The organism is Agrococcus sp. UYP10 (genome assembly GCF_040547205.1).
Lineage (GTDB): Bacteria > Actinomycetota > Actinomycetes > Actinomycetales > Microbacteriaceae > Agrococcus > Agrococcus jenensis.
The window spans coordinates 1,790,255-1,815,189 of the sequence record NZ_JBEPPG010000001.1 but is presented as its reverse complement, the minus strand read 5'-3'; the positions used below and the strand labels follow the sequence as shown (position 1 = coordinate 1,815,189).

Below are 24,935 nucleotides of genomic sequence, written 5' to 3'. Positions count from 1 at the left end.
GCCGCGAGATCAGTAGCGACGGATGCCCAGCTCGCGCTCCATCTGCGGCGTGCGGTCCGCGAGCAGCAGGAACGCGATGAGGCCGGCGATCGGGAACGCGAGGATCGCGATCGCCCAGACGACCTTCGTGACGAGCGCGACGTCCATGCGGAGGAGCTTCCCGACCGCCCAGATGCAGGTCGCCGCCCAGAGCACCATGAGGCCGAGCGGCACCAGCCACCAGGTGCTGTCGAAGAACGTGCCCATGGTCATGCTCCCGTCTCGCTCTGGGCATCATGCCACGGCGCGGTCTCTGCGCCGAGGGACCGGCGAGCGGGTCAGCCGTCCTCGCGCTCCGGGTTGTCGAGCCGGAAGAAGTTCGACTCCGAGCCGTCGGAGCGGGTCTCCTGGTAGATGAAGTTGAGTCGCCGCTCGTCGAACGTCTCGAACCACTCCTCCCACTCCACGTGGCGCAGCCGGTCGGAGTCGCCGCCGAAGTCGAACCGCAGCACGCCGAGGTGCCCGTCGTGCTCGGTGCCGTCGACCGTCGCCGGCGTCGCGTCGCGAGCCTCCGCCCACGCGCGGATCACGTCGTGGCTCGTGGTCGCGAGGCTGCGGCCGTCGCGCTCCGGCTCGTCGTCGGGCGACGTGACCTCCTGCGAGTACTGCAGCGAGTCCGAAGCTTCTGGCCCGGTGCGGATGTGCCCGCCGTCCGGGCCCGCGCCGCTCGTGGTGTCCTGCTCGTCCGCCATGGTGTCCTCCTCGACCTCTTGGGGGACAGACCACGATGCCGCGACGCGCGCGACATGTCGAGAGGCGTGTCGAACCCCAACGACGAAAGACCCGTGAGACGACGAAAGCCCCCGCGTCGCGGGGACTTCTTCGGTAGTTCAGTGCTGGGGTACCTGGACTCGAACCAAGAACAAAGGTACCAGAAACCTCCGTGTTGCCAATTACACCATACCCCAATGGTCGCGCACCGGAGCGAGCGAGCCAAGAGTCGAGCATAGCGGCTCCCGCGCCAGCGCGCCAATCGTGGCCGCCGTCGAGGGGTGTCGGCGGCTCCGGTACCGATCTGCGGATGCGCGCCCGCGCGACCCGCAGATCGGTACCGGAGACCGCCGTCGCACCCCGTCGATCTCGTGCGACCACGCGCCGCGGCGCGGCGGTAGCGTCACGCACATGGACGTGGATGCCGCGACGCAGACGATGATCGACAACATGCCCGCGAAGACCGGCAGGAGCCTGGACGAGTGGTTCGCGGTGCTCGACAGCGCGAGCCCCTCCCCCACGAAGCACGGCGAGATCATGGCGCTGCTGAAGGGCGAGCACGGCATGAGCCACGGCTTCGCGAACCTCGTCGCGCTGCGCCACCGCGCGCGGGAGGCCGGGCCGATGACGGCCGATGACCTGGTCGACGCGCAGTACGCGGGTGGCAAGGCGGCGCTGCGGCCCATCCTGGATCGGCTCGTCGCGGCGGCGACGGCGCTCGGTGACGACGTCGAGGTCGCGCCGAAGAAGACGAGCGTCTCCCTGCGGCGGCACAAGCAGTTCGCGGTCGTGGAGGCGGCGAGCGCGAAGCGCGTGCGGGTCGGGCTGAACCTGGCGGATGCGCCCGCGAGCGGGCGGCTGCAGATCGCGGGCGGCATGTGCACGCACCGGGTGGACCTCGGGTCGGTCGACGAGGTCGACGACGAGCTGCTGGGATGGCTGGGGGCGGCGTACGCGCTGGCGTGAGGCGGGGCTGGTTCGTCTCGATACGCGCGGCGGCTGGCGCCGCCGTGCTCCTCGACGAGCATGTGGGGGCGCGGCGGCTGGCGCCGCCGTGCTACTCGACGAGGGCGTGGGGCCGGGCCACTGCGGCCGTGCGGTGCGCCGTGAAGGCGAGGATCGAGCCGGTGACGACGCCTGCCGCGACGATGCCGGCCAGCACGATGAGCTGGAACCTGCCGGCCTCGATGGGCGAGAGTCCGGCGAACACCGCACCGACGAACGCTCCGGGCAGCACGACGATGCCCGTCGTCCGCGTCGTGTCGATGATGGGCAGCAGCGCGGTGCGCACCGCCTCACGCGCGAGCGGCGCGATCGAGCGCCGCGGTGTCGCGCCGAGCGCGAGCCAGCCCTCCACCTCGGACCAGTGATCGCGGATCGAGGCATGCAGCACCCGCTGCACGAGGATGCCCATCGTCATCGCATTGCCGATGACGATGCCGCCGACCGCGAGCAGGTACTGCGGCGTGAGCTCGATCGCGGCCGTGCCGAAGACCACGAGCATCACGACGAGCGGGCCAGCGGTGATCGCCGTGGCGAGCAGCATGACCTCGGCAGCCCTCCCGCCGCTGCGGCGCGCTGCTGTGACGATCGCCGCGACGAGCATCCCCACGAGCCCGAGCGCGACCCAGCGCACGTCTTGGATGATCCCGGTCAGGACGATGCTGAGCAGGGCGAGCTGCACGATGGCGCGCAGGATCGCGACGACGGCCTCGCGCGGCGCCTCGACGCGGAACACGCGCTGCCCGACATAGGCGATGGCAGCGAGGAGCACCAGGGCGACCCCCGTGCGCAGCCAGGATGCGAGGTCGAGCGCGCCGAGGTCCACCGCCGCCGCCCGCGTCAGCGCTCGCGGGCGATGAGGTCGCGGTTGATGACCGAGGCGGCGATCGTGCCCGCGCCCGCGGCGACCGCGAGCTGCCGGTAGCCGGGCGTGATGTCGCCGGCGGCGTAGATGCCCTCGACGGAGGCGCGCTGCGACCGATCGACGACCACGAGCCCGTCGTCGTCGCGCTCGAGGCCGAGCGACTCGGCGAACTCGAGCTGCGGGTGCCACCACGGGCGCACGAAGCCGCCGGTGCGGATGCTGCGCTCCCCGCCGTCCAGGACGATCGCCTGCATGCCGGTCCGGTCGCCCTCGATCGCGGCGATCGGCGTGCGCACGAGCGTCACCCCGTGCTCGGCGAGCCGGGTCGCGCCGGCGTCGTCGACCGCATCCGACCCGTTCGTGAAGACGGCGAGGTCGTCGGTGTGGCGGCGGATGACCATGGCGCGCTCGACGAGGTCGGGCGTCTCGCCGATGAGCGCGAGCGCCTGGCCGCGCTTGTCGTAGCCGTCGCAGTCCATGCAGGAGTGCAGGCTCGTGCCGTACCAGGGGCGCACGTGCTTCGAGGCGGGCAGCGTCTCGGAGAGCCCAGTCGCGATGAGCACCGCCGGGGCGCGCGTCTCGCTCTCGGCGCGGGAGCCGGGCTGCTCGGCCTGCACGGCGAAGCCGTCGTCGACGGCGACGATCTGCCGCACGAGGGTGCGCTCGTGCGTCACCGTCGGGTAGCGCAGCACCTCCTCGCGGCCGAGCGAGCGCATCTCGAGCGGCGAGATGCCGTCGCGCGTGATGAAGCCGTGCGACTGCAGCGTCGCCGCGTGCCGCGGGCGGTTCGAGTCGACGAGCGCGACCGTGCGCTGCTGGCGCGCGAGGTTGAGCGATGCGGCGAGGCCAGCGGGTCCGGCGCCGATGACGACGACGTCGACGTCCATCAGACGCTCGCGGCCAGCCGCTCGATGCGCGCGAGCACAGCCTCGCGGCCGAGCAGCTCCATCGACTCGAACAGCGGCGGCGAGATCCGGCGGCCCGTCACGGCCACGCGCAGCGGCGTGAACGCGAAGCGCGGCTTGATGCCGAGCCCCTCGACGAGCACCTCGCGCAGCACCTGCTCGATGCTCGCGGTGTCGAACGTCTCGAGCTCGTCCAGCGCGCGGCGCGACGCCTCGAGCGCGGCATGCGCGTCGTCGCTGAGGCCCGCCACCGCATCCGCGTCGTGGTGGATGTCCTCGGTGTCGAGGAAGAGGAAGCCCAGCATGTCCTCGGCCTGGCCGAGCAGCTGCATGCGCTCCTGCACGAGCGGGGCCGCCTTGACGAGGAGCGCCCGCTCCTCGTCGCTCGGCGGGCCGCCGAAGACCCGGCCCAGGTAGGGCTCGAGGCGCGCGGCGAACTCGTCGGCCGGCAGCCGGCGCACGTGGTCGCCGTTGATCGACTCCGCCTTCTTGGGGTCGAAGCGCGACGGGTTCGGGTTGACGTTCGCCACGTCGAAGGCGGCGATCAGCTCGTCGCGCGAGAAGACGTCGCGGTCGGGCGCGATCGACCAGCCGAGCAGCGACAGGTAGTTGAGGAGGCCCTCGGGGATGAAGCCGGCCTCGCGCAGCAGGAACAGGTTCGACTGCGGGTCGCGCTTCGAGAGCTTGCGGTTGCCGTCTCCCATCACGTAGGGCAGGTGGCCGAAGCGCGGGATCGCCGTCGCGACGCCGATGTCGGCGAGCGCGCGGTAGAGCGCGATCTGACGCGGCGTCGACGAGAGCAGGTCCTCGCCGCGCAGCACGTGCGTGACGCCCATGAGCGCGTCGTCGACCGGGTTCACGAACGTGTAGAGCGGCGCGCCGTTCGGGCGCACGACCACGAAGTCGGAGAACGAGCCTGCCGGGAACGTGATCTCGCCGCGCACGAGGTCGTCGAACGAGAGGTCCTCGTCGGGCACCCGCAGGCGCAGGCTCGGCTGGCGGCCCTCCGCGCGGAGCGCCTCGCGCTGCGCCTCGGTCAGGTCGCGCTCGAAGTTGTCGTAGCCCTGGCGGGGGTCGCGGCCCTGCTCGCGGTTGCGCGCCTCGATCTCCTCGGCGGTCGCGAACGACTCGTAGAGGTGGCCGGCCTCGCGCAGCCGCTCGATGAGCTCGGCGTAGATCTCGCCGCGCTGCGACTGGCGGTACGGCTCGTGCGGGCCGCCGGTCTCGACGCCCTCGTCCCAGTCGATGCCGAGCCAGCGCATCGCCTCGAGCAGCTGGTCGTACGACTCCTGGCTGTCGCGCGCCGTGTCGGTGTCCTCGATGCGGAAGACGAGCTTGCCGCCGTGGTGCCGCGCGTACGCCCAGTTGAACAGCGCCGTGCGGATCAGGCCGACGTGCGGCGTGCCCGTGGGCGAGGGGCAGAAGCGGACGACGACGTCGCCGCCCGTGGCGGTCGAGAAGGGGACGCTCATGATGGTCCCCATCCTAGGCGTGGGAGGATCGACGCGATGCCCGCCGCCGATCCCATCGCCGACCTGGTCGGATCGCTCGAGCGCGCCGTCGTCGCCTCCGGCCGCCGTCGTCGCGACGTCGTGCGCGAGATCGAGGGCGATCTGCGGGAGGCCGTCGCTGCGCGCACCGCGGCCGGCGTGCCGGAGGGGTCCGCCGCATCCGCCGTCGTCGCGGAGTTCGGCGATCCGGCGCCGATCGCCGCCGAGCTCTCGCGCGAGCTGCTCGCCGACGTGGGCCGCCGCTACTCCCCCGCCTCCGCGGGCATCGTCGCCGTGCTCGTCGTCGCGTGGGTCGTGGGCATGACGGCGATCGCCGCGCTGCCCGGCTTCCGCGTGCCGCTCGACGTGGCGTGGATGCTGCCCGTCTCGCGCGCGCTCGACGTCGTGGCGCCGCTCGTCGCGATCGCCGCGACCGTGGGCGCGGTCGCGATCCGCCGCGCCGGCTCGATGCCCGCGCTCGTCGCGGTCGCCGGCCTGCAGCTCGTGCTGGCGGTCGTGCTCGTCGGCGGCGCGATCGCGCTCGCCGTCGCCCTGCCGGTGCCGCCCGCGGGTGCCGCGATCGCCGCTGCGCTCGTCGCGCTCACGGTCGTGCTCGGCACTGCCGTCGGTGCGGGCGCAGGCGTGCTGCTCGTGCGCTTCGCCGCGGTGCGGCTCGGGGCAGCTACGCCTGCGCCTGCCCGAGCACGCGCGTGATGATCGTCGAGGTCGCCGCCCAGTCGTCGCGCTCCGTCGCGAGCGCGGCGGTGCCCGCGGTCGTCAGCCGGTAGACGCGCTTCGAGCGACCCTCGGACGCCCACTCCCCCTCGATGAGGCCCCGGCGCTCGAGCCGCTTGAGCGCCGGGTAGACGGTGCCGCTCGGGAAGTCGAGCGCGCCGTCCGAGCGGTGCCGGATGCGCTCGATCGCGCCGTAGCCGTGCACCGGTCCTTCGGCGAGCACGCTGAGCAGCATCGCGTCGACGTGGCCGCGGAGCGCATCGGGAGAAGCCATGCGGTCACTCTACGGGAGCCAGCCTGCATATGCAGGCAGGCTCCACCCCGTGCGCCGAGCTTCCCAGAACTGCGGGGTTCGCGACCGGAAAGCCGCGGTTCGGGGAAGCTCGGCAGCAGGCGTCAGCGCCGGCCGCCGCCGAGGAGCCCGCCGAGGATGTCGCCGAGCGGGCCGAGCGGGCCGAGCGGGCCGCTGCCCTGCTGGCCGCCCTGCTGCGTCGACGATCCGCCGCCGAGGATCCCGCCCAGCAGGTCGTCGAGGCCGAAGCCGTCCTGCTGCTGCGCCTGGCCCTGCGGCTGACCGGAGGGCTGACCCTGCGGCTGGCCCTGCGGCACCCGCACGGGCTGCTCCGCGCCCGCGGATCCCTTGCCGAACGGCGAGTCGAAGGCGCCGCCCTGCTGCTCGGCCGGCGCGGACTGCTGCTGCGCTTGCCCGCGCTGCGACTGACCGTCTCGGCCGAAGAAGCGGTTCGCGATCCAGGCGAGCACCATCGGTGCGACGATCGGCAGCACCTTCTGGATGATGCCCCCTAGCGCAGACCCGCCGCCTGCGGCCCTGGCGATCTGGTCGGCGTTGTCGCCGAAGACGTTCCGCACGATCTTCTCGCCGTCGGCGGTGTCGACGCTGCCGGCGAGCCGCTCATCGAGGTGCCCGGCGTGCGCGCCGAGCGCACCGGCGAGCGACCGCGCGCCCGCGGGGTCGTGGGCGTTCGCCTGCATCCCGCCGACGAGCGCGGGCACGATGGCCTCGATCGCCTGCCGCGCCTCGTCCTCGCCGACGCCGGCCTGCTGCGCGATCTGCTGGATCGGCATGCGGCCGAGCAGCTGCTGGATCTCCGACATGGCTCCTCCTCGAGTCCCGGGGCGGCCGACGCCGCCCGCGCGACCGATGCTAGGCACCCAGCCTGGGACCCGACCCCGACCCCGACCCCCGAACGCCGAACTTCCCCGAACCGCGCGTTTCCGCGGCGGAAACTCGGAGTTTCGGGAAGTTCGGCGGTGGGGAGGGCTAGGCGGCGGTCGCGACCGTCTGCGCGACGACCGGGTTGCGCAGCGTGCCGACGCCCGGCACCTCGACCTCGACCGTCTGGCCGGCCGCGAGCGGCCCGACGCCCTCGGGCGTGCCCATGAGCACGACGTCACCGGGCAGCAGGGTCATGGCCGCGGTGATCCACTCGAGCACCGTCGGCGCGTCGAAGATCCAGTCGCTCGAGACGCCGTCCTGCCGCACCTCGCCGTCGACCCGGGTGATGAGCCGCAGGTCGTTCCAGTCGGGCTCCGTCTCGATCGCCGGGCCGAGCGGGCAGAACGTGTCGAAGCCCTTCGCACGCGCCCACTGCTGCTCGCGCCGCTGCAGGTCGCGCGCCGTGACGTCGTTGGCGACCGTGACGCCGAAGACCGCGTGCAGGGCGTTCGCCTTCGTCAGGCGGCGCGCGACGCGGCCGATGACGATCGCGATCTCGCCCTCGAAGTGCACGTCCTGCGACTCCGGCGGCATGACGATCGCGTCGCCCGGGCCGATCACCGACGTGTTCGGCTTCAGGAAGACGAGCGGCTCGGTGGGCACCTCGTTGCCGAGCTCCGCGGCGTGCTTCGCGTAGTTGCGGCCCACCGCGACGACCTTCGAGCGCGGGATGACGGGGGCGAGCAGCCGTGCCTCGCCGAGCGGGATACGCTCCCCCGTCGTGTCGAAGCCGGCGACGATCGGGTCGCCGGTGAGCACGACCAGGGCGTCCTCGTCGACGACGCCGTAGCCGATCCGCTCGCCGTGAGCGAAGCGCGCGACCCGCATCAGCGGGCGCCCGTCAGCTGGACCATCCAGCCGTGCGGGTCCTCCGCGCGGCCGTACTGGATGTCGGTGAGCGCCTTGCGGAGCGCGAGGGCGACCGGGCCCGCGGGCGCGTCCGGGTCGCCGATCGTCTCGTCGGGGCTGCGGAGCGCCGCGATCGGCGTGAGCACCGCGGCCGTGCCGCACGCGAACGCCTCGGTGATCGTGCCGTCGGCGACGCCGTCGCGCCACTCGGCGAGCGTGACGGGACGGCGCTCGACCGCGTGGCCGGCATCCGCCGCGAGCTGCAGCAGCGAGTTGCGCGTGACGCCGTCGAGGATCGTGTCGGAGTCGGGCGTGATGAGCGTGCCGTCGGCCTGCACGAGCACGACGTTCATGCCGCCGAGCTCCTCGAGGTCGGTGCCCTCCTCGTTGAGGAAGAGCACCTGCGCGCACCCGTTCGCGACCGCGAGCTGCGTCGGCAGGAGGCTCGCGGCGTAGTTGCCGCCGCACTTGGCAGCGCCCGTGCCGCCCTTGCCGGCGCGGTTGTACTCGCGCGAGAGCCAGATGGAGACGGGCTTCACGCCGCCGGCGAAGTAGGGGCCCGCGGGGCTCGCGATGACCATGAACCGCACCGTCTGCGCCGCCCGCACGCCGAGGAAGACCTCGTTGGCGATCATGAACGGCCGGAGGTAGAGCGAGTCCTCGCCGCCGTCGGGCACCCACGCCTCGTCGACCTCGACGAGCCGGCGGATGGCCTCGAGGAAGAGCTCCTCGGGCAGCTGCGGCAGCGCGAGCCGCGCGGCCGAGCGCTGCAGGCGCTGCGCGTTCTGGTCCGGGCGGAACGTCCAGACCGAGCCGTCGTCGCGACGGTAGGCCTTCATGCCCTCGAAGATCTCCTGGCCGTAGTGCAGCACAGCCGAGGCGGGGTCCATGAGCAGCGGCCCGTAGGGCTCGATGCGGGCGTCGTGCCAGCCGCCGTCGGCGGTCCAGTCGATCGACACCATGTGGTCGGTGAAGTGCTTGCCGAAGCCCGGCTCGGCGAGCACGCCGGCGCGGACGTCATCGGCGACCGGCTCCGCGTTCCGCGTGAGGGTGAACTCGAGTGTCATGCCTGCTCCTTCGAGGTGCGGATGCGGTCGACGATGGCGTCGCCGACCTCATGGGTTGCGCGGCTCGCGCCGCCGCGGGCGTCGACGTCGGCGTCGACCGCGTCGCGGATGCGCCGGCCGGCGTCGGGGTGGCCGGAGTGCTCGAGCAGCAGCGCCGCCGAGAGGATCGCGGCCGTCGGGTCGGCGATCGCGCGACCGGCGATGTCGGGCGCGGAGCCGTGCACGGGCTCGAACATGCTCGGGAACTCGCCCGAGGGGTTGAGGTTGCCGGATGCGGCCATGCCGATGCCGCCGCCGACGGCGCCGGCGAGGTCGGTGAGGATGTCGCCGAACAGGTTGTCGGTGACGATCACGTCGAAGCGGCTCGGCCGGTCGACGAGGAAGATCGTCGCCGCGTCGACGTGCAGGTAGTCGACCGCGACATCCGGGTGCTCGGCCGCGACGGCGTCGACGATGCGCTGCCACAGCCCGCCGGCGTGCACGAGCACGTTCTTCTTGTGCACGAGTGTGAGCCGGCGGTCGCGCTGCTCGGCGAGCTCGAACGCGAAGCGCACCACGCGCTCCACGCCGAACGCGGTGTTCACGCTCGTCTCGTTCGCGATCTCGTGCGGCGTGCCGGTGCGCAGCGATCCGCCGTTGCCGACGTAGGGGCCCTCGGTGCCCTCGCGCACGACCACGAAGTCGATGTCGCCCGGGTCGCGGAGCGGGCTCGCGACCTTCGGGTGCAGGCGGGTGGGGCGCAGGTTGACGTGGTGGTCGAAGGCGAAGCGCAGCCGCAGCAGCAGGCCGCGCTCGATGATGCCGCCGGCGAGGCGAGCATCCGCGGGGTCGCCGCCGACCGCGCCCAGCAGGATCGCGTCGTGGTGCCGGAGCCGCTCGAGCGTCGCGTCGTCGAGGATCTCGCCGGTCTCGAGGTAATGGGCGGCGCCGAGCTCGTACTCGGTCTCGACCAGCTCGACCCCGTCGAGGGCGGCGCGCATGGCCCGCCTGGCCTCGAGGGTGACCTCGGGGCCGATGCCGTCTCCTGCGATGACCGCGAGGCGCAGCTGCTGCACTCTTCCTCCCTGGGGCGCACCGTGTGCGCGTCGACCGGCAGCGCCGCATCCGCGCGGGCCGCGCGCTCCAGCCTAGCCGCGCCGATGTTCGCACCCGCGTCCCAGCCTGGGCGCAGTACATTCGCCCCACAGGCCGCCTGGTCCCTGGCGTCCGCAACGAACGGAGAGCACCTTGAGCATCGGCTTCGGCATCTTCCTCATGGCCGTCGGCGCGATCATCGCCTGGGCGGTCCCCGCCCTGTGGCAGGTCGAAGGCGCCAACTGGGCCCTGATCGGCTACATCCTGCTGGGCGCCGGCGCGCTCGTCACCCTCATCGGCATCATCATGGCCGCCCGCTCGGGGCGGACGTCGCAGGTCTCGCGCTCGAGCGTCGACCCCGCCTCCGGCACGCGCGTCGAGCGCACCGAGCGCCGCGACGACGTCATCTGACCATCATCTGACGCACGAGAGGAGGGGTGCTGCCGTGAGGCGGCACCCCTCCTCTCTCATCTGGCGCTCCCGGTCAGGCCTTCCGCAGCGTGCGCAGCGCGACCACGATCGCGATCGCCATGAGCGCGGCGCCGGTGAGGGCCGTCGCGAGCGCGCCGTCGTCGAAGGCCGTCATCGCAGCCTGCGCGAGCGCGTCGCCGAGGGGCACGGGGAGGCGGTCGGCCACGTCGAGCGCGCCGGCGAGGGTCTCGCGGGCTGCGGCGCCGTCGGCCGCTCCGACCCCCTCCGGGATCACGAGCGACGAGCGGTAGACGGCGCTCACGACGCCGCCGAGCACGGCCGTGCCGAGCACCGCGCCGAGCTCGTACGCGGTCTCGGAGACCGCGCTCGCCGCGCCCGCGCGCTCCGGCGGCGCCGTGCTCACGACGATCTCGTTCGACAGGGTCTCCGCCGCGCCGACGCCCGCGCCCAGCAGGCCGTAGGCGACCGCCACGAGCAGCGGCGACAGGCCGTCGCCGCTCAGGGCCACCACGAGATAGCCCGCCGTCGAGCTGGCGAGCCCGAGCGCGACCACCCGGTGCGCGGGCATGTGCCGCACGAGCACGACGACGCCGAGGCCCGTGCCGACCATCGCGATCGTGCCGGGCACGAGCAGCAGCGCGGCGTCGAGCGTCGAGAGCCCCTCGACGAGCTGGAGGTGCTGCGTGAGGAAGAAGAGCGCGCCGACGAGCGCCATGACGCTCAGCAGGTTGATGGCGATGGCGCCCGAGAAGGCGGGGATGCGCAGCAGGTCGATGTCGAGCATCGGTGCGGCCGACGACCGCATCCGCCGCACGAACAGCCAGCCGGCCACGACCGCCACCACCGCCATGCCGACGGCGATGAGGTCGAGCCCGTCGACCGCGACGTGCTTGATGCCGGCGGCCAGGGCCCCGAGGGCGACGACCGACAGCACGATGCCGATGGGGTCGAGCCTGCCCGGGTTCGGGTCGCGGCTCTCGCGCACGAGGAGCGGCGCGAGCACGAGCAGCGGCAGCAGCACCGGCACCGCCATGAGGAACACCGAGCCCCACGCGAAGTGCTCGAGCAGCAGGCCGCCGACCGTCGGGCCGAGCGCGCTGCCGACCGAGAAGGCGGTCGCCCAGACGGCGATCGCGAGCCGCCGGTCGCCGCGGTGCGGGAACGTCGAGCGGATGAGCGAGAGCGTCGACGGCATGAGCATGGCGCCGAAGAAGCCGAGCGCCGCGCGGGCCGCGATGAGCGCGGGGGCCGTGGGCGCGAAGGCCGCGAGCACCGAGACGAGCGCGAAGCCGGTCGCGCCGATGAGCAGCATCCGGCGGCGGCCGAAGCGGTCGCCGATGCCGCCCATCGCGACGAGCAGGCCGGCGAGCACGAGCGAGTAGGCGTCGACGATCCACAGCTGCTGCGCGGCGGTGGGCTCGAGGTCGAGCGCGATCTGCGGCAGGGCGAAGCCCAGCACGGTGTTGTCGATCGCGATCAGCAGCACCGGGAGCATGAGCACGACGAGCGCCGCCCACTCGCGACGACCGGCTCGCTGCTCGCTCGCCCGGTCGGTCGCCCGCTGCTGGATGTCCATGATCGCTCTCCGTCCGGTTCGCCGGCGCGCGGATGGGCGCCGACCGCTTTACTGTACCGTCTGGACGGTTTGTGGGCAAGGGTATGCTCGCCGCATGGCCCGCGACGCATCCGGCACCGTCCGAGAGCAGCTGCTCGACGCCTACGTCGCGATCCTCATCGACGAGGGCGAGCGGGCGGCGACCGTGCAGGCCGTCGCGCAGCGCGGCGGGGTCTCGAAGGGCGGGCTGCTCTACCACTTCGGATCGAAGTCCGCGCTCGAGGCGGGGCTCATCGAGCGCTTCCGCGAGCTCGGCGCTGCGGACGTCGACGCGCTGCGCGGCGCCGACGACATCGTCGCGACCTTCCTGCGCACCTCGGTCGCCGCCGACAGCAGCCTCGACCGCGCGACCGTCGCGCTCGTGCGCATCGCCCAGTCCCCCGCCGGCGCGGCCGCGCGCGCGGCCCTGCAGCGGCTCGACGACGAGTACGTCGCTGCGATCGCCGAGCGGCTCGGCGACGAGGAGCTCGCGCTGACCGTCGTGCTGCTCGCCGATGGCGTCTACTTCCGCTCAGCGCTCGGCGCGGTCGAGCCGACGCGCGCCGGCGAGGAGATCGAGCTGCTCGTGCGCGTCGCCCGACGACTCGGCGCCTGAGCGGCGACTCCCCCATCGCTCGGTACCCTGGGCACACCAGGGGCGGCCATCGCGCTGCAGGAGAGGATCGTGCGTGCGCACTGCCGACGACATCACCCGCCGTGAGGCGATCGCCGAGTATCGGGTGGTGGGTCAGCCGCCCGAGCCCGACCTCGAGGGCCTCGTGCAGCTCGCGGCATCGATCTGCGGCGTCTCGACCGCGGTCATCAACATCATCGACGACCGCAGCCAGCACCAGATCGCGGCGGTCGGCTTCGAGCCCAACGTCTGCGCGCGCGAGGACTCGATGTGCGCGGTGGTGTTCCGCCACCCCGGGCACGTCGTCGTGCCGGATGCACGGGTCGACGATCGCTTCCGCGACAACCCCTTCGTCACCGGTGAGATCGCCGACGTGCGCTTCTACGCCTCGAGCCCGCTCATCACCCCGGCCGGCGTGCCGATCGGCACGCTCTGCGTCTTCGACGAGGAGGTGCGCGAGCTCAGCGAGCAGGACAGCCGCGCGCTCGCGCTGCTCGCCCGGCAGGTGATCGACGTGCTCGAGCTGCGGCGCATCACGCGCGAGCTCGGCCGCTCGAACGAGCAGCTCGCGCACTTCGCCGGCCAGGTGAGCCACGACCTGCGCAACCCGCTCACGGCGCTCGTCGGCTTCCTCGAGCTCGCCTCCGACGGCCTCGAGTCCGCCGACGCGGGGCTCGTGGCCGAGGCGCTCGAGCGCGCGGACGGCGCGGCCGGCCGGATGGGCGACCTCGTCGCCGACCTGCTGGACTTCGCGCGCGTCGGCGGCAGGCCGCGCCGCAGCGCCATCGACCTCGGCTCGCTCCTGCACGACGTGGTCGACGACCTCGACGCCCCGATCCGCGCATCCCGGGCGACGATCGACGTCGGGGAGCTGCCCCGCATCAGCGGCGACGCGACGCAGCTGCGCGCGCTCATGCAGAACCTGCTCGCGAACGCGCTCAAGTTCAGCGCCGCCGGTGGTGCGCAGCCCACCATCCAGGTGCGCGCGCACGAGCTCACCGCGGGCTGGCGGATCACCGTCGACGACGACGGCCCGGGCGTGCCCGTCGAGCAGCGCGAGCGGGTCTTCGGCCTCCTCGAGCGCGGCGAGGGCGCCGACGTCGAAGGGCTCGGGATCGGCCTCTCGACGTGCCGCCGGATCGTCGAGGCGCACGGCGGCCGCATCGGCATCGACGATGCCGAGCTCGGCGGCGCGAGCGTGTGGGTGGTGCTGCCGCAGCAGTGAGGAAGTGGGTCTCGACCGGGATCAGCGCTGCGCGGCAGCGCGGGCTGCGACGTCGATGATCGCGGCGAGCTCCACCGGCTTCGACCACATGGGCCAGTGGCCGGTCGGCAGGTCGACGAGGGTGAGCGCCCGGTGCTCGAGGACGCCCGCGAGGAACGGCACGCCCTGCTCGGCGTAGGCGCGGTAGTCGGCCGCCGAGAACGCGGTGCAGACGATCGTGGCGGGCACGTCGAGCCGCCGGTCGTCGGTGAGCGAGACCGCCTCGCGCACGACGCCACCGGGCTCCGGCACCGCCCTGCTGCGGAACTCGTCCAGCTGCGCGGGCGTGAGGTCGCGCATCGAGCCCTGCTCCATCTCGTCGTCCCACGCGGCGTCGAGCGGCATCGCCTCGCCCTCGAACGACGCATCCATCGCCGCGCCGTCGACGACCGGCGCCGTGTCGACCCAGACCGTCCCGGCGATGCGGTCGACGTGGCGGTCGACGGCGACGGTCGCGGGGATCGCGGCGCCGCTGTGCGCGACGAGCAGCACGGGGCGGTCGCCCTCGATCGCTGCATCGATGGCGGCGACGTGGTCGTCGAGCGAGACGTCGCCGCGGGCGGCGTGGTCGGGCTCGAGCCCGGGGAGCGTGAGCGCGACGACCTCGTCGCCCTGCCCGCGCAGCAGCTCGGCGACCTCGTCCCAGGCCCAGGCGCCGAGCCAGAAGCCGGGGACGAGCACGATGCGGACGGGTGTGGTGGAGTCCATGCCCGCGACGCTAGCCGGGCGCGCTGACACCGCGCCAGTGGGGGCTGTCCCGTCGAGCACCGCAGGCGTATCCTGCGGGCGTCTGAGGGGGTCGTCATGGCCTGGTCGAGATCCGTGGTCGTGCTCGCCGTGCTGCTGGCGACGGGGTGCACCGCGTCGCCGCCAGCTCCGACTGGCTCGGCCACCGCATCCCCCGAGCCGGCCGCGTCGACGGCACCCGCATCCTCGGACCCGGTCGAGACCTCCGGCGGCCCCAGAGCCGCCTCCATCGACACGAGCGACTGGATCACCTTTGCGTCGGAGCGCTACCGGTTCAGCATCGGCCATCCTCCGGATTGGACCGTCGAGCCGTCGGAGCACGACTGGACGACGGCGTCCGACGCGCAGCGCGTGGACAGCACCGGGCAGGAGGCGTTCATGTCGCCCCAGGGTGACATCCGCGTGAGCGCGTGGGCAGCGCCCGCGCCGTCGGAGGAGTCCCGCGACGCCCTGCAGGCGTGGGTCGAGCAGTACTGCGAGGAGTCCGCGAATCGACCGTGCGACGCTGTCGACGAGGCGCAGCCGCTGTGCGTGGAGCGCTGGGACTGCCACCCGGCCATGCTCGTGGTGTTCGCGCAGGACGTCCAGGCGTTCATGACCGGCGGCGTCATGGGCCGACAGACGGTCGTCGTCGCGCTGTGGCGCGAGGAGGCCGACGGCGCCATCCCGGGCTACGGCACGCCGGCAGAGCTGCTCAGGGCGTTCCTCGCCACGATGGACGTCTGCCCGATGGGGCATGGCGATCCGCGCGGCTGCGGTCGCGACATCCCCAGGGCGGGAGTCGCGACGGGCGACCCGATGGTGACCGAGCGGGAGTGACTCATGCGACGCGTTCGCCAGGGGTCGGTCGCGGTGGTCGCGATCGGGGTCGCGGTCGCGCTGCTGTCGGGCTGCACTGCGTCGCCCCCGACGCCGCTTCCGACGGCGTCGCCGACGGCATCCGCTCAGCCCACCCGCGCGCCGGCGCCCTCCGTCGAGCCCGACCCATCGCCCTCCGAGGGCGCGACCGCCGCCGACCCCCTCGACTCGAGCACCTGGCCCACCTACGTCTCGGAGCGCTACGGCTTCAGCATCGGGCACCCCCAGGACTGGAGCGTGGTGCCGGCCGCGCGCGGCTGGACGATGGACGCCGACGCGGGCGTCATCGACAGCCCGGCGCAGGACGGGTTCCTCTCGCCGGGAGGGCATGCGTGGGTCACGGCGTTCGTGGCGCCCTACGAGGGCGAGGCGACGCACGCGGGCGTGCAGCGCTGGGTGGAGCAGCACTGCGCGGCGTCGATGAGCACCGAGTGCGCCGGGATAGGCGAGCGCGCCGAACCGCTGTGCAGCGGCACGGCGCACTGCGCGCCCGGGTTGCTGGTGTCCCTGGCCTACGACGTGCAGGCGTTCTACCTCGGCCGCGGGCCGGCACCCCGGATGACCGCCGTCATGATCTGGCGGGCGCACAGCTTCCACATCGCCGGGCTCGGCAGCGCTCGCGAGACGCTCGACGCGTTCCTCGCGACGATGGACGTGCACGCGATCCAGACGGGGTCGCCGTGAGCCGATCGGGATCCGTCGCCGTGCTGGCCGTCCTGCTCTCGGTGCTGACCGGGTGCACGGCTCCTCCGCCCTCGCCCACGCCGTCGGATCCTCCGCCGACCGAGGCCGCCTCCGCGAACCCGCTGCCGTCCCGGGATGCGACGCCGCCCGTGGGCCCGACGCCCCGGGTGGACCCCTCGCCGTCCGCGTCCGCCGGCCCGAGCAGCTGGCCCACCTACGTCTCGACGCGCTACGGCTTCCGGATCGGCCACCCGCCGGGCTGGCGCCTCGAGCCGTCGCAGCGGGCCTGGACCATGGAGGTCGACGCGGCGGACTGGGACAGCATCGCGCACGAGTCCTTCTGGTCGCCGGACGGCGACGTGCGGGTCAGCGCGTGGGCCGTGCCGTTCCGCGGTGAGGCGTCGATGCTCACGGTCGAGCGATGGGCCCAGCAGCTGTGCCACGAGAGCGGCAACAGCGACTGCGCGACGATCGGCCAGCGTGCGGTGCGGCTCTGCAGCGACCGCCGCGTCTGCCATCCGGGCCTGCTGGTGCCCTTCGACACCGACGTCCACGCGTTCTTCGTCGGCGGTCCGCACGCCGACCGGATGACCGTCGTCGCCGTCTGGCGGCCCGCCGACTGGTCGTCCGACCGGAACGGCAGCGCGCGCGACCTGCTCGCCGCGTTCCTCTCGACGATGGACGTGCGGCCGCTGGCGTAGCGCCGCCGATGCAGGTCGCGCCCGACCCAGAGGAGTCATCCATGAGCTGGCCAAGGTCTCTCGCGCTGCTCGCCGTCCTGCTGCTGGCCGGATGCACCGCACCTCCGCCGACCCCGACCGAGCCCGCGCCCGACGCCGCACGACCGGTCGTCTCGAGCGCTCCGTCCGACGACCCCGCGCCGTCGGACGACCCCGCGCCGACGGACGACCCTGCGCTGTCGGACGACACTGCGCCGTCGGACGGCCCTGCGCCGTCCGTTGCCGCCACGCCCTCCGCGACCGCGACCACACCAGCCGACCCGCCCACCGACGCGCCGGCTGACACGACCGGTTGGACCACCTACGTCTCCGAGCGCTACGGATTCGCCATCGGCCTCCCGCCTGGTTGGACCGTCGACCCGCCCGCTCGCGACTGGGCCATGGAGCCGGACGCCGGGGATTGGGAGAGCAGGGCGCAGGAGGTGTTCTGGAATCCGGAGCGCGACGTGGCGGTGACAGCCTGGACCACGCGATACGCGGGTGAGGAGACGCTCGGCGGCGTGCACCGCTGGTTCCTCGCGTTCTGCAGCGCCTCACCGGAAGCCTGCTTCGAACCAGGCGATCCCTCAGGCGTGCCGCTGTGCAACCGGCGAGGGGGTGCTTGCTACCCCGGGCTGCTGATGCCGCGGGAGCCCCTGGCCCTGTTCACTGGAGGCGTGCACGGGCGGAGCATCACGGTCCTCGCCGTGATGCGGGCACCGGACGTCGAAGTGGCTGGCGTCGGCAGCTCCCTGCAGCTGCTCGAGGGACTCCTGTCGACCATGGACGTCCGACGCCGGACGTAGTGCGCTCAGAGCGCGCGGATGCCGATCTGACGGATCGTCGTCGCCTCGATGGCGCTGCCGACCTGCTCGACGAGCTCGTCGGGCGCCGCCTGGTCGATCGTGATGATCGAGAGCGCGTCGCCGCCCGCGGAGGTGCGGGCGATCTGCATGCCGGCGATGTTGATCTGCGCCTCGCCGAACGCGGCGCCGTAGGCGGCAACGATGCCGGGCCGGTCGACGTACTCCATGACGACGAAGTGGTCGGCCATCGGCACCTCGACGGACTGGCCGTTGACGCCGACGATCTTCTCGACCTGCTTCGGGCCCGTGAGGGTGCCCTCGACGCTCACGCGGCGGCCGTCGCTCGTCGCGGCGACGACCTCGACGACGTTGCGGTACTCCTCGCTGCGCTCGTCGGCGGTCAGCGCGCTCGTCACGCCGCGCGACTCCGCGATGACCGGCGCGTTCACGAAGGTCACCTGCTCGCTCACGATCGACGAGAAGAACCCCTTGAGCGCCGCGAGGCGCAGCACCTTGACGTCGTAGCCGGCGAGCTCGCCGTGGACCGCGACGTCGACCGCCTCGACGGGGCCCGCCGCGAGACCGGCGACGAACTGGCCGAGCCGCTCGGCGAGCGGGATGCCGGGACGCACGTACTCGTCGATGATGCCGCCGGCGACGTTCACGGCATCCGGCACGAGGTCGCCGGAGAGCGCGAGCCGCACGGAGCGGGCGACGGCCACGCCGGCCTTCTCCTGCGCCTCGTCGGTCGAGGCGCCGAGGTGCGGCGTGACCTGGATGTTCGGGGCGCTCGTGAGCGCGTCGTCCTTCGGCGGCTCGGAGACGAAGACGTCGATGCCGGCGCCGGCGATGCGGCCCTCGCGCAGGGCGGTCGCGAGCGCGGCCTCGTCGATGATGCCGCCGCGCGAGGCGTTCACGATGCGGAGCGAGGGCTTCGCGAGCGCGAACTGGGCCTCGCCGATGAGGCCGACCGTCTCGGGCGTGCGCGGGATGTGGATGGTGATGAAGTCGCTCTCGGCCATCAGCTCGTCGAGCGAGCGCAGCTCGACGCCGAGCTGCGCGGCGCGGGCCGGGCTGACGAACGGGTCGAACGCGATGAGCTTCGTGCCGAAGGCGGCGAGCCGCTCGGCGACGAGCACGCCGATGCGGCCGAGGCCGACGATGCCGACGGTCTTCTCGTAGAGCTCGACGCCCGTGTAGGCGCTGCGCTTCCACTCGCCGCGCTTGAGGGAGGCGTCTGCGGCGGGGATGTGCCGGGCGAGGCCGAGCAGGTGCGCGATGGCGAGCTCGGCGGCCGAGACGATGTTCGAGGTCGGCGCGTTGACGACCATGACGCCCGCGGCGGTGGCGGCGGGGATCTCGACGTTGTCGAGGCCGACGCCGGCGCGGGCGATCACCTTGAGCTGCGGCGCGTGCGCGATCGCCTCGGCGTCGAGCTGCGTCGCGCTGCGGACGAGCACGGCGGATGCGTCGGCGAGGGCGGCGAAGAGCGCCTCACGGTCGGTGCCGTCGACCTGGCGGATGTCGAAGTCGGGCCCGAGGGCGTCGACGGTCGCGGCCGAGAGCTCCTCGGCGATCAGGACGACGGGCTTGGACATGGGGACTCCTTGCGCGGTGCGGTGGGGTGGCAGCACCTCGTCGTGCCGCCCCCAGCGTACCGAGCGTCGCGTGCCGACCTCGGCCCAGGCGTCACGCAGGGCAACACGACAGGATGCCCGCGTGCTGATCGTGACGACGAACGAGATCCCAGGGTTCCGCATCCTCGCCGTGCAGGGCGAGGTGATGGGCCTGACGGTGCGGAGCCGCGACGCGGCCTCCAGCTGGGTCGCGGGCTTCCGCGCGATCGGCGGCGGCGAGATCCCCGAGTTCACGCAGATGCTCTACGAGGCGCGCATGCAGGTCATGGGCCGGATGGTCGACGAGGCGCAGCGCCGCGGCGCGAACGCCATCGTCGCCATGCGGTTCGACGCGAGCGAGATCGCCACGCAGTGGACCGAGATCTGCGCCTACGGCACCGCGGTCGTCGTCGAGGCGATCCCGAGCGGCCAGGAGGGGTCGACGCCCCAGTCCGCCGAGCTCGCGCACCGGCATCCGCGGCATGACGGGCAGTTCGCGCCGCCCTCCGACGTGCCGCCCGTCCGGCCGGACGCGCCGATGCCGTTCGGGACGCCGCCGCAGGGCTGACGCCGAGCGCGTCGGCGCGGGCCCTCGCGTGCGGGAGGATGGAGGCGATGGACGCCTTCGCAATCGCGCAGCTCGTGCTGCGCATCATCCTCGCCGCCGTCTTCCTCGGGATGGGCGCGGCCCACTTCGTGCCGCGCGTCAAGCGCACGATGGCCGCGATGGTGCCCGCACCGCTCGCGGGCCCCGAGCGGCGCTGGGCGCCGACGCTCGTCGTCATCTCGGGCATCGCCGAGATCCTCGGCGGCCTCGGCCTGCTCGCGCCTTGGTGGCCGGTGCGCTTCGCCGCAGCCCTCGGGCTCATCGCGCTGCTGATCGCGGTCTTCCCCGCGAACGCGCAAGCCGCACGGCAGCCGGAGCGCTTCGGCGCGGTCGCGGTGCCGCTCGTGCCGCGAGCGATCGGCCAGGCGGTGCTCGGGCTGCTGCTGCTCGTCAGCGTCATCTGACGGATGCGCGGGGTGACCACCCGCCGTGCGGCGAGCGGCGGTCAGCCGACGAGCGCCGCGAGCGCGATCTGCCTCGCGAGCTGCTCGGCCAGCAGGCTGAGCTGCGCGCTCACCGCGAGCGCGGCCAGCAGGACGCCCGCCCTCGCGACCAGCCGCATCCGCCGACCGATCCACAGCGCCGCGACGAACAGCACCGCGGGCAGCGCGACGAGCGCGACCAGCAGCCACCACGGGGTGGCTGCCTGGATGCCGGCGCCGAGGTAGAGCAGCGGCAGCTGCTGCAGGTTGGTGACCGCCTCGACCGTGTCGTAGCCGAACGCGAGCGCGAACAGCGTCGCGATGATCCAGGCGTCGGCGGGGCGCTCCTCGCGCGGTTCGCGCTCGGCGCCGGCCTCGAGGTCGGCGCTCATGCGAGCACCCCCGCGACGAGCGGCCAGGGTGCCGTCACGACGAGGCCCGCGAGCCACAGCGGCGCACGTCGCGCGGTCGCGAGCCGGTCGACCAGGAACCACCACAGCAGCGGCGCGATCGCCGCGAGCAGCTCGCCGAGCTGGTACATCGCGAGCCCGAGCAGGCTCGGCTGCTCGACCGGGTTCGCGACGATGATGACGATCCAGCCGGCCGTGGCGGCGAGCGCGAGGGCCAGCATCAGCCAGCGCAGCGCACCGCGCGAGCGGGCGGCGGGCTCGTCGGCGGCGACGGATGCCGTGGTCGCCGCAGGCTGCTCGGTCGCGTCGGCGGTCGGGTGATCGAGCTCCTCGTCGCCCTCCCAGTGGAGGGCATCCTCGTCGCGGCTCACCCGATCGAGCCTAGCCGCCCGGCTCCCCCGGGCCGCGCCGCGGCGCCGGCCGCACGCGGGCTCCTAGGTCGCGATGTCGTCGATCCAGGTGACGGACGCCCCGTGCGGGTCAGTGATCGCGATCGGCTCGGCGTCGCGGCGGAGCACGAAGTCGCCCGGCCCCGCCCACGGCGCTGGCGGCCCGATCTCGAGCGTCGCGCCCTCGTTCGCGACCCACGTCACCGGCAGCTCGCCCATGAGGTCGGCGAAGCCGGCGCGCTCGAACGCGGGCACGTAGGCGAGCACCGCCGAGTGCCAGACGACGACGGTCGGGGCGTGCCGCGCCGCCTCCTCGACGAGCGCGCGGGTGTCGGTCGTGAGGTCGCCGCGGCGCAGGTCCGCGCCCTCGCGACGCGCGATCGCGATCGCCGTGCGCAGCCGGTCGACGCGGGCGCCGTCGACGCCCCCGGTCGCATCCGGCCAGACGAGCGCCTCGAGCCACGCCCGCGTGTCGGGCTCCGCCGGGTCGAGCGGCTGCAGGTCGAGCCCGCCGCGCCAGGCGATGGACGGCAGCCCCTCCGGCAGCGGGGTCGACGGCGACGCCTGCGTCTCGAGCAGCGGCAGGCTCGCGTCGCCGACGTACTTGCCGGCGCCGAAGCGGTAGCGCCAGCGGTCCGGATACAGGCACAGCCCCGCCGATGCGCCCACCTCGACGAGCGCGATCGGGCCGCGGAGGTGCGCGATGGCGGGCAGCAGCGTCGCCATCCGCCGCGCCTCGTTCGTCTGCGTCATGCGGGCGAGCATCGTCGAGCGGATGCGCGTCCACGCGCCCGCGATCATGTCGCGCACGTCGGCCCACGGCGCGACCGGGACGCCCTCGAAGCGCGCGGCCGCGAACAGCAGGTTGGGCTGCCGCTTCACGTGCTCGAGGTCGGCGAGCGCGGCGCAGAGCCAGGCATCAGTGGCGACCCCGCGCGCCCACTCCGCATACCGCGGCGACCGGCCGTCCGCCTCGACGGCCGCCCAGCGCTCGAAGGAGCGGGCGACGGAGCGATCCTCGGTGACGTCGTGCACGGCTCCACCTTGCCAGTCGGCGCCGATCCGCGCGCGGTCGCGGTGCAGCGACGGCGCCGCGGCACGGCGACCGCGCCGGAGCGCGGTCAGCCCGCGCGCCGCAGCTCCTGCAGCGGGCAGGCGGTCGGCCCCTCGAGCCGCGACCCGTCGGCGGCGAAGCGCGACCCGTGGGCGGTGCAGTCCCAGCTGCGCTCCTGCGCGTTCCACTGCACGAGCGCGCCGACGTGCGGGCAGCGCGCCGACACCTGCCGGGTCTGGCCGTCGACGGTCGAGGTGCCGACCGCGCGCAGCCCGACGCGGCCGAGCACACCCTCGCCCTCGGCGGGTGCCTTCGCGGGGCGCAGCGTGCGGGCGAAGGCGACCGCATCGGCGCGCGCCGTCGCGGCCACGCCGCCCGCGAGCCGGCCGGCCGCGCGCGGCGTCGTGCGGCGTCGCCGCAGCGTGCGCGCCCAGCCCGGCTCCTCGCCGCCGATCCGCGCGCTGAGCGCGATCGCCGCCATCGCGCCGGAGCTCATGCCCCACTTGTCGAAGCCGGTCGCGAGCAGCACGCGGCCGCGGGAGCCGGGCCGCGCCGAGATCCAGGGCAGCCGGTCCGGCGTGCGGTAGTCCTGCGCGCTCCACACGTGCGTGCGCTGCGCGTCGGGCCAGTGCGCGCGCACCCAGTCGTCGAGCTCGGCGACGAGCCGCCGCGGATCGGAGTGGCGGCCGACGGCGTGGCCGACGCCGCCCGCGACGAGCAGCTCCTCGCCGCCGACCGTCGCGGTGCGGAGCGACCGGCTCGGGGCGTCGACGCTCAGCGCCATGACGGCCGGGAGCGGGCCGGCGGTGCGGTACGCGGCCGCGTAGGAGCGGTGGGCCGTCAGCATCGCGGCGGTGCCGCGAGCGGGCACCGGCGAGCCGGTCGCGAGCACCGCGACGCCGCCCGACCATGACCCGGCATCCGTGTCGAGCTCGACGCCGCGGCCGACGACGCGCACGGTGCGCACGGATGCGCGCACGATCGTGCCGCCGTGCGCGCGCAGCTCGGCCGCGAGGGCCGCGAGCATCGCCATCGGCTCGAGCTGCGCCTGATCGGCGAGCTGGATCGCGCCGGCGGTCTCGAACGGCAGCGACTCGGCGCCGCCGCGCTCGACCGGGAGGCCGAGCTCGGCCGCCGCGAGCAGCTCGCGCTCGAGCGACTCGGCGCCCTCCGCGCCGTTCGCGTAGGAGACGGCGGGCCTGGACTGGACCGCGTCGGTGTCGGCGAGCAGCGCGCGCAGCTGCCGCATGCCCTCGATCGACCCCTCCACGAAGGCCCTGGCCGCGTCGCGCCGGGCGAGCTCGAGGATGCGGTGCAGGCGGTCGCCCTGCAGCACGCTCAGCTTCGCGGTGGTGCTGCCGGTCGCTGCCGCGCCCACCTCGCGCGCCTCGAGCACGACGACGTGCGCCCCGCCGCGGGCGAGCAGCACCGCCGTGGTGAGGCCCGTGATGCCCGCACCGACCACGACGACGTCGAAGCTGTCGCGACGGCCGGGGGCATCGAGCTGGATGGAGGGGCCGGTGGCGTGCCAGAGCGAGGTCATGTCCCCCACTCAACGCGGCGGACGGCTCCCGCACAAGACGAGTCGAGGGTTTGCGTCCGAGTTGCCAGCAACTCGGACGCAAACCCTCAACTGGCGCAGAGGTGGGTCAGCGCTGCATCGATCAGCGCTGCGGGGGTTAGCGCTGGGCGCTGCCGTCGACGTAGTCGGCGTCGGGCTGCTCCCACGCGAACAGGCTGCGCAGCTTCTTGCCGGTCGCCTCGATCGGGTGGCCCTCGGCCTTGGCCCGCAGCTCCTTGAACTCGGGGCCGCCCGCGTCCTGGTCGCCGATGAAGCGCTCGGCGAAGGCACCCGTCTGGATGTCCTTGAGCACCGCCTGCATGTTCTCCTTGACGCGCGGGTCGATGACGCGCGGGCCCGAGACGTAGTCGCCGTACTCCGCCGTGTCGGAGACCGACCAGCGCTGCTTGGCGATGCCGCCCTCCCACATGAGGTCGACGATGAGCTTGAGCTCGTGGAGCACCTCGAAGTAGGCGATCTCGGGCTGGTAGCCGGCCTCGGTGAGGGTCTCGAAGCCGTACTGGACGAGCTGCGAGACGCCGCCGCAGAGCACGGCCTGCTCGCCGAAGAGGTCGGTCTCGGTCTCCTCGGTGAAGGTCGTGGTGATGCCGCCGGCGCGGAGGCCGCCGATCGCCTTCGAGTACGACCAGGCCGTCTGCCATGCCGAGCCGGACGCATCCTTCTCGACGGCGACGATCACGGGCACGCCGCGGCCCGCCTGGAACTCGCGGCGCACCGTGTGGCCCGGGCCCTTCGGCGCGACGAGCACGACATCGACGCCCTCGGGCGCCTCGATGTAGCCGAAGCGGATGTTGAAGCCGTGGCTGAAGAGCAGCGTCTTGCCCTCGCCCATCGACGACGCGATCTCGTCGTTGTAGATGTGGCGCTGGTGCTGGTCGGGTGCGAGCAGGACGACGACGTCCGCCCACTCGGCGACCTCTGCGGGCGTGCCCACCTCGAAGCCGGCCTCTGCCGCCTTCGCGCGGCTCTTCGACTCCGGCTGCAGGCCGACGCGGACCTCGACGCCCGAGTCGCGCAGGTTCTGCGCGTGCGCGTGCCCCTGCGAGCCGTAGCCGATGACGGCGACCTTCTTGCCCTGGATGATGCCGAGGTCGGCACCGTCGTCGTAGATGACCTCAGTCATGGTGTCTCCTTGCTTGTGGT

At 73.6% G+C, this 24,935-nt stretch carries 29 protein-coding genes and 1 tRNA gene; 11 read left to right on the top strand and 19 right to left on the bottom strand.

All coding sequences use genetic code 11. The features are described 5' to 3' along the window. Positions 1-9: 9 nt before the first annotated feature. From ABIB37_RS08970 to ABIB37_RS08960, 3 genes are all read right to left on the bottom strand, one after another. A complete protein-coding gene (locus ABIB37_RS08970; protein WP_354259423.1) occupies positions 10-252 on the bottom strand; it encodes a hypothetical protein in 243 nt (80 codons plus the stop codon). Positions 253-317: 65 nt separating this feature from the next. Next, complete coding sequence (locus tag ABIB37_RS08965; protein ID WP_354259420.1) at positions 318-731, bottom strand: hypothetical protein; 414 nt, start codon at positions 729-731, stop codon at positions 318-320. 144 nt (positions 732-875) lie between these two features. After that, a tRNA-Gln gene (locus tag ABIB37_RS08960) sits at positions 876-947 on the bottom strand. Between the two features lie 214 nt (positions 948-1,161). On the opposite strand from ABIB37_RS08960, the gene ABIB37_RS08955 reads away from it, so the two are divergent. After that, positions 1,162-1,716 (top strand): DUF4287 domain-containing protein, encoded by a 555-nt coding sequence (locus ABIB37_RS08955; protein WP_354259417.1) that lies wholly within the window; start codon positions 1,162-1,164, stop codon positions 1,714-1,716. Between the two features lie 91 nt (positions 1,717-1,807). Here the strand turns inward: ABIB37_RS08955 and ABIB37_RS08950 are convergent, their stop codons facing one another. Genes ABIB37_RS08950 through gltX form a run of 3 tightly spaced genes read right to left on the bottom strand, consistent with a single transcriptional unit; the run spans position 1,808 to position 5,006 of the window. After that, the gene (locus ABIB37_RS08950) at positions 1,808-2,578 is read right to left on the bottom strand and encodes an ABC transporter permease (RefSeq protein WP_354259414.1); all 771 of its coding nucleotides are present in this window, start codon (positions 2,576-2,578) and stop codon (positions 1,808-1,810) included. Positions 2,579-2,592: 14 nt separating this feature from the next. Next, complete coding sequence (locus ABIB37_RS08945; protein WP_354259412.1) at positions 2,593-3,504, bottom strand: NAD(P)/FAD-dependent oxidoreductase; 912 nt, start codon at positions 3,502-3,504, stop codon at positions 2,593-2,595. Further along, on the bottom strand, positions 3,504-5,006 hold the full coding sequence (gene gltX / locus ABIB37_RS08940) for a glutamate--tRNA ligase (protein ID WP_502914042.1): 1,503 nt from the start codon (positions 5,004-5,006) through the stop codon (positions 3,504-3,506). Before gltX ends, ABIB37_RS08945 begins: the two co-directional genes overlap by 1 nt. A 24-nt stretch (positions 5,007-5,030) precedes the next feature. On the opposite strand from gltX, the gene ABIB37_RS08935 reads away from it, so the two are divergent. Next, positions 5,031-5,726, top strand: coding sequence for a permease prefix domain 1-containing protein (locus ABIB37_RS08935; protein ID WP_354259407.1), 696 nt, complete (start codon positions 5,031-5,033; stop codon positions 5,724-5,726). Here ABIB37_RS08935 and ABIB37_RS08930 read toward each other — a convergent pair. The 5 genes from ABIB37_RS08930 to ABIB37_RS08910 all read right to left on the bottom strand — a co-directional run bounded on the left by ABIB37_RS08930 (position 5,695) and on the right by ABIB37_RS08910 (position 9,955). Next, positions 5,695-6,021 carry a helix-turn-helix transcriptional regulator gene (locus ABIB37_RS08930; RefSeq protein ID WP_354259404.1) on the bottom strand — a complete coding sequence of 109 codons (327 nt, stop codon included), beginning with the start codon at positions 6,019-6,021 and terminating at the stop codon, positions 5,695-5,697. The genes ABIB37_RS08935 and ABIB37_RS08930 overlap by 32 nt on opposite strands. Before the next feature lie 122 nt (positions 6,022-6,143). Further along, on the bottom strand, positions 6,144-6,863 hold the full coding sequence (locus tag ABIB37_RS08925) for a DUF937 domain-containing protein (protein ID WP_354259401.1): 720 nt from the start codon (positions 6,861-6,863) through the stop codon (positions 6,144-6,146). A 166-nt stretch (positions 6,864-7,029) separates the two neighbouring features. Then, a complete protein-coding gene (locus ABIB37_RS08920) occupies positions 7,030-7,812 on the bottom strand; it encodes a fumarylacetoacetate hydrolase family protein (protein ID WP_354259398.1) in 783 nt (260 codons plus the stop codon). Then, positions 7,812-8,900 carry a branched-chain amino acid aminotransferase gene (locus ABIB37_RS08915; protein WP_354259395.1) on the bottom strand — a complete coding sequence of 363 codons (1,089 nt, stop codon included), beginning with the start codon at positions 8,898-8,900 and terminating at the stop codon, positions 7,812-7,814. The genes ABIB37_RS08920 and ABIB37_RS08915 overlap by 1 nt, the downstream gene beginning before the upstream one ends. Then, complete coding sequence (locus tag ABIB37_RS08910) at positions 8,897-9,955, bottom strand: 3-isopropylmalate dehydrogenase (protein ID WP_354259392.1); 1,059 nt, start codon at positions 9,953-9,955, stop codon at positions 8,897-8,899. The genes ABIB37_RS08915 and ABIB37_RS08910 overlap by 4 nt, the downstream gene beginning before the upstream one ends. Positions 9,956-10,127: 172 nt before the next feature. Between ABIB37_RS08910 and ABIB37_RS08905 the strand changes: the two genes are divergently transcribed. Continuing rightward, positions 10,128-10,385, top strand: coding sequence for a DUF6458 family protein (locus ABIB37_RS08905; RefSeq protein ID WP_123695954.1), 258 nt, complete (start codon positions 10,128-10,130; stop codon positions 10,383-10,385). A 73-nt stretch (positions 10,386-10,458) separates the two neighbouring features. Here the strand turns inward: ABIB37_RS08905 and ABIB37_RS08900 are convergent, their stop codons facing one another. Continuing rightward, positions 10,459-11,982 carry an MFS transporter gene (locus ABIB37_RS08900; RefSeq protein WP_354259389.1) on the bottom strand — a complete coding sequence of 508 codons (1,524 nt, stop codon included), beginning with the start codon at positions 11,980-11,982 and terminating at the stop codon, positions 10,459-10,461. 94 nt (positions 11,983-12,076) lie between these two features. On the opposite strand from ABIB37_RS08900, the gene ABIB37_RS08895 reads away from it, so the two are divergent. Both ABIB37_RS08895 and ABIB37_RS08890 read left to right on the top strand, forming a co-directional pair. Next, positions 12,077-12,616: a TetR/AcrR family transcriptional regulator gene (locus tag ABIB37_RS08895; protein ID WP_354259386.1), complete on the top strand. Its 540-nt coding sequence runs from the start codon at positions 12,077-12,079 to the stop codon at positions 12,614-12,616. 73 nt (positions 12,617-12,689) lie between these two features. Beyond that, on the top strand, positions 12,690-13,859 hold the full coding sequence (locus ABIB37_RS08890) for a sensor histidine kinase (protein ID WP_354259383.1): 1,170 nt from the start codon (positions 12,690-12,692) through the stop codon (positions 13,857-13,859). Positions 13,860-13,880: 21 nt separating this feature from the next. Here ABIB37_RS08890 and ABIB37_RS08885 read toward each other — a convergent pair whose 3' ends face one another. After that, the gene (locus tag ABIB37_RS08885) at positions 13,881-14,606 is read right to left on the bottom strand and encodes an alpha/beta fold hydrolase (protein ID WP_354259380.1); all 726 of its coding nucleotides are present in this window, start codon (positions 14,604-14,606) and stop codon (positions 13,881-13,883) included. A gap of 96 nt (positions 14,607-14,702) precedes the next feature. Between ABIB37_RS08885 and ABIB37_RS08880 the strand changes: the two genes are divergently transcribed. The 4 genes from ABIB37_RS08880 to ABIB37_RS08865 are packed head-to-tail and all read left to right on the top strand — an operon-like array spanning position 14,703 to position 17,712. Further along, a complete protein-coding gene (locus ABIB37_RS08880) occupies positions 14,703-15,464 on the top strand; it encodes a hypothetical protein (RefSeq protein WP_354259377.1) in 762 nt (253 codons plus the stop codon). 3 nt (positions 15,465-15,467) lie between these two features. Next, a complete protein-coding gene (locus tag ABIB37_RS08875; RefSeq protein WP_354259374.1) occupies positions 15,468-16,187 on the top strand; it encodes a hypothetical protein in 720 nt (239 codons plus the stop codon). Continuing rightward, positions 16,184-16,888 carry a hypothetical protein gene (locus tag ABIB37_RS08870; RefSeq protein WP_354259371.1) on the top strand — a complete coding sequence of 235 codons (705 nt, stop codon included), beginning with the start codon at positions 16,184-16,186 and terminating at the stop codon, positions 16,886-16,888. The genes ABIB37_RS08875 and ABIB37_RS08870 overlap by 4 nt, the downstream gene beginning before the upstream one ends. Before the next feature lie 8 nt (positions 16,889-16,896). Next, positions 16,897-17,712 (top strand): hypothetical protein, encoded by an 816-nt coding sequence (locus ABIB37_RS08865; RefSeq protein WP_354259369.1) that lies wholly within the window; start codon positions 16,897-16,899, stop codon positions 17,710-17,712. Between the two features lie 5 nt (positions 17,713-17,717). Here ABIB37_RS08865 and serA read toward each other — a convergent pair whose 3' ends face one another. Further along, complete coding sequence (serA, locus tag ABIB37_RS08860) at positions 17,718-19,310, bottom strand: phosphoglycerate dehydrogenase (RefSeq protein ID WP_354259366.1); 1,593 nt, start codon at positions 19,308-19,310, stop codon at positions 17,718-17,720. 121 nt (positions 19,311-19,431) lie between these two features. On the opposite strand from serA, the gene ABIB37_RS08855 reads away from it, so the two are divergent. Together ABIB37_RS08855 and ABIB37_RS08850 are read left to right on the top strand one after the other, a co-directional pair. Next, the gene (locus ABIB37_RS08855) at positions 19,432-19,896 is read left to right on the top strand and encodes a YbjQ family protein (protein WP_354259363.1); all 465 of its coding nucleotides are present in this window, start codon (positions 19,432-19,434) and stop codon (positions 19,894-19,896) included. 47 nt (positions 19,897-19,943) lie between these two features. After that, the gene (locus ABIB37_RS08850) at positions 19,944-20,339 is read left to right on the top strand and encodes a DoxX-related protein (RefSeq protein ID WP_354259360.1); all 396 of its coding nucleotides are present in this window, start codon (positions 19,944-19,946) and stop codon (positions 20,337-20,339) included. A gap of 41 nt (positions 20,340-20,380) precedes the next feature. Here the strand turns inward: ABIB37_RS08850 and ABIB37_RS08845 are convergent, their stop codons facing one another. The 5 genes from ABIB37_RS08845 to ilvC all read right to left on the bottom strand — a co-directional run bounded on the left by ABIB37_RS08845 (position 20,381) and on the right by ilvC (position 24,915). Then, complete coding sequence (locus ABIB37_RS08845) at positions 20,381-20,749, bottom strand: hypothetical protein (RefSeq protein WP_354259357.1); 369 nt, start codon at positions 20,747-20,749, stop codon at positions 20,381-20,383. Continuing rightward, a complete protein-coding gene (locus tag ABIB37_RS08840; protein WP_354259354.1) occupies positions 20,746-21,138 on the bottom strand; it encodes a hypothetical protein in 393 nt (130 codons plus the stop codon). The genes ABIB37_RS08845 and ABIB37_RS08840 overlap by 4 nt, the downstream gene beginning before the upstream one ends. Positions 21,139-21,201: 63 nt before the next feature. Next, the gene (locus tag ABIB37_RS08835) at positions 21,202-22,191 is read right to left on the bottom strand and encodes a DUF2332 domain-containing protein (protein ID WP_354259351.1); all 990 of its coding nucleotides are present in this window, start codon (positions 22,189-22,191) and stop codon (positions 21,202-21,204) included. A gap of 86 nt (positions 22,192-22,277) precedes the next feature. Next, a complete protein-coding gene (locus ABIB37_RS08830; protein ID WP_354259348.1) occupies positions 22,278-23,753 on the bottom strand; it encodes an FAD-dependent oxidoreductase in 1,476 nt (491 codons plus the stop codon). Between the two features lie 136 nt (positions 23,754-23,889). Next, positions 23,890-24,915, bottom strand: a complete 1,026-nt coding sequence (gene ilvC, locus ABIB37_RS08825; RefSeq protein ID WP_123695965.1) for a ketol-acid reductoisomerase — start codon at positions 24,913-24,915, stop codon at positions 23,890-23,892. Between the last annotated feature and the right edge of the window lie 20 nt (positions 24,916-24,935).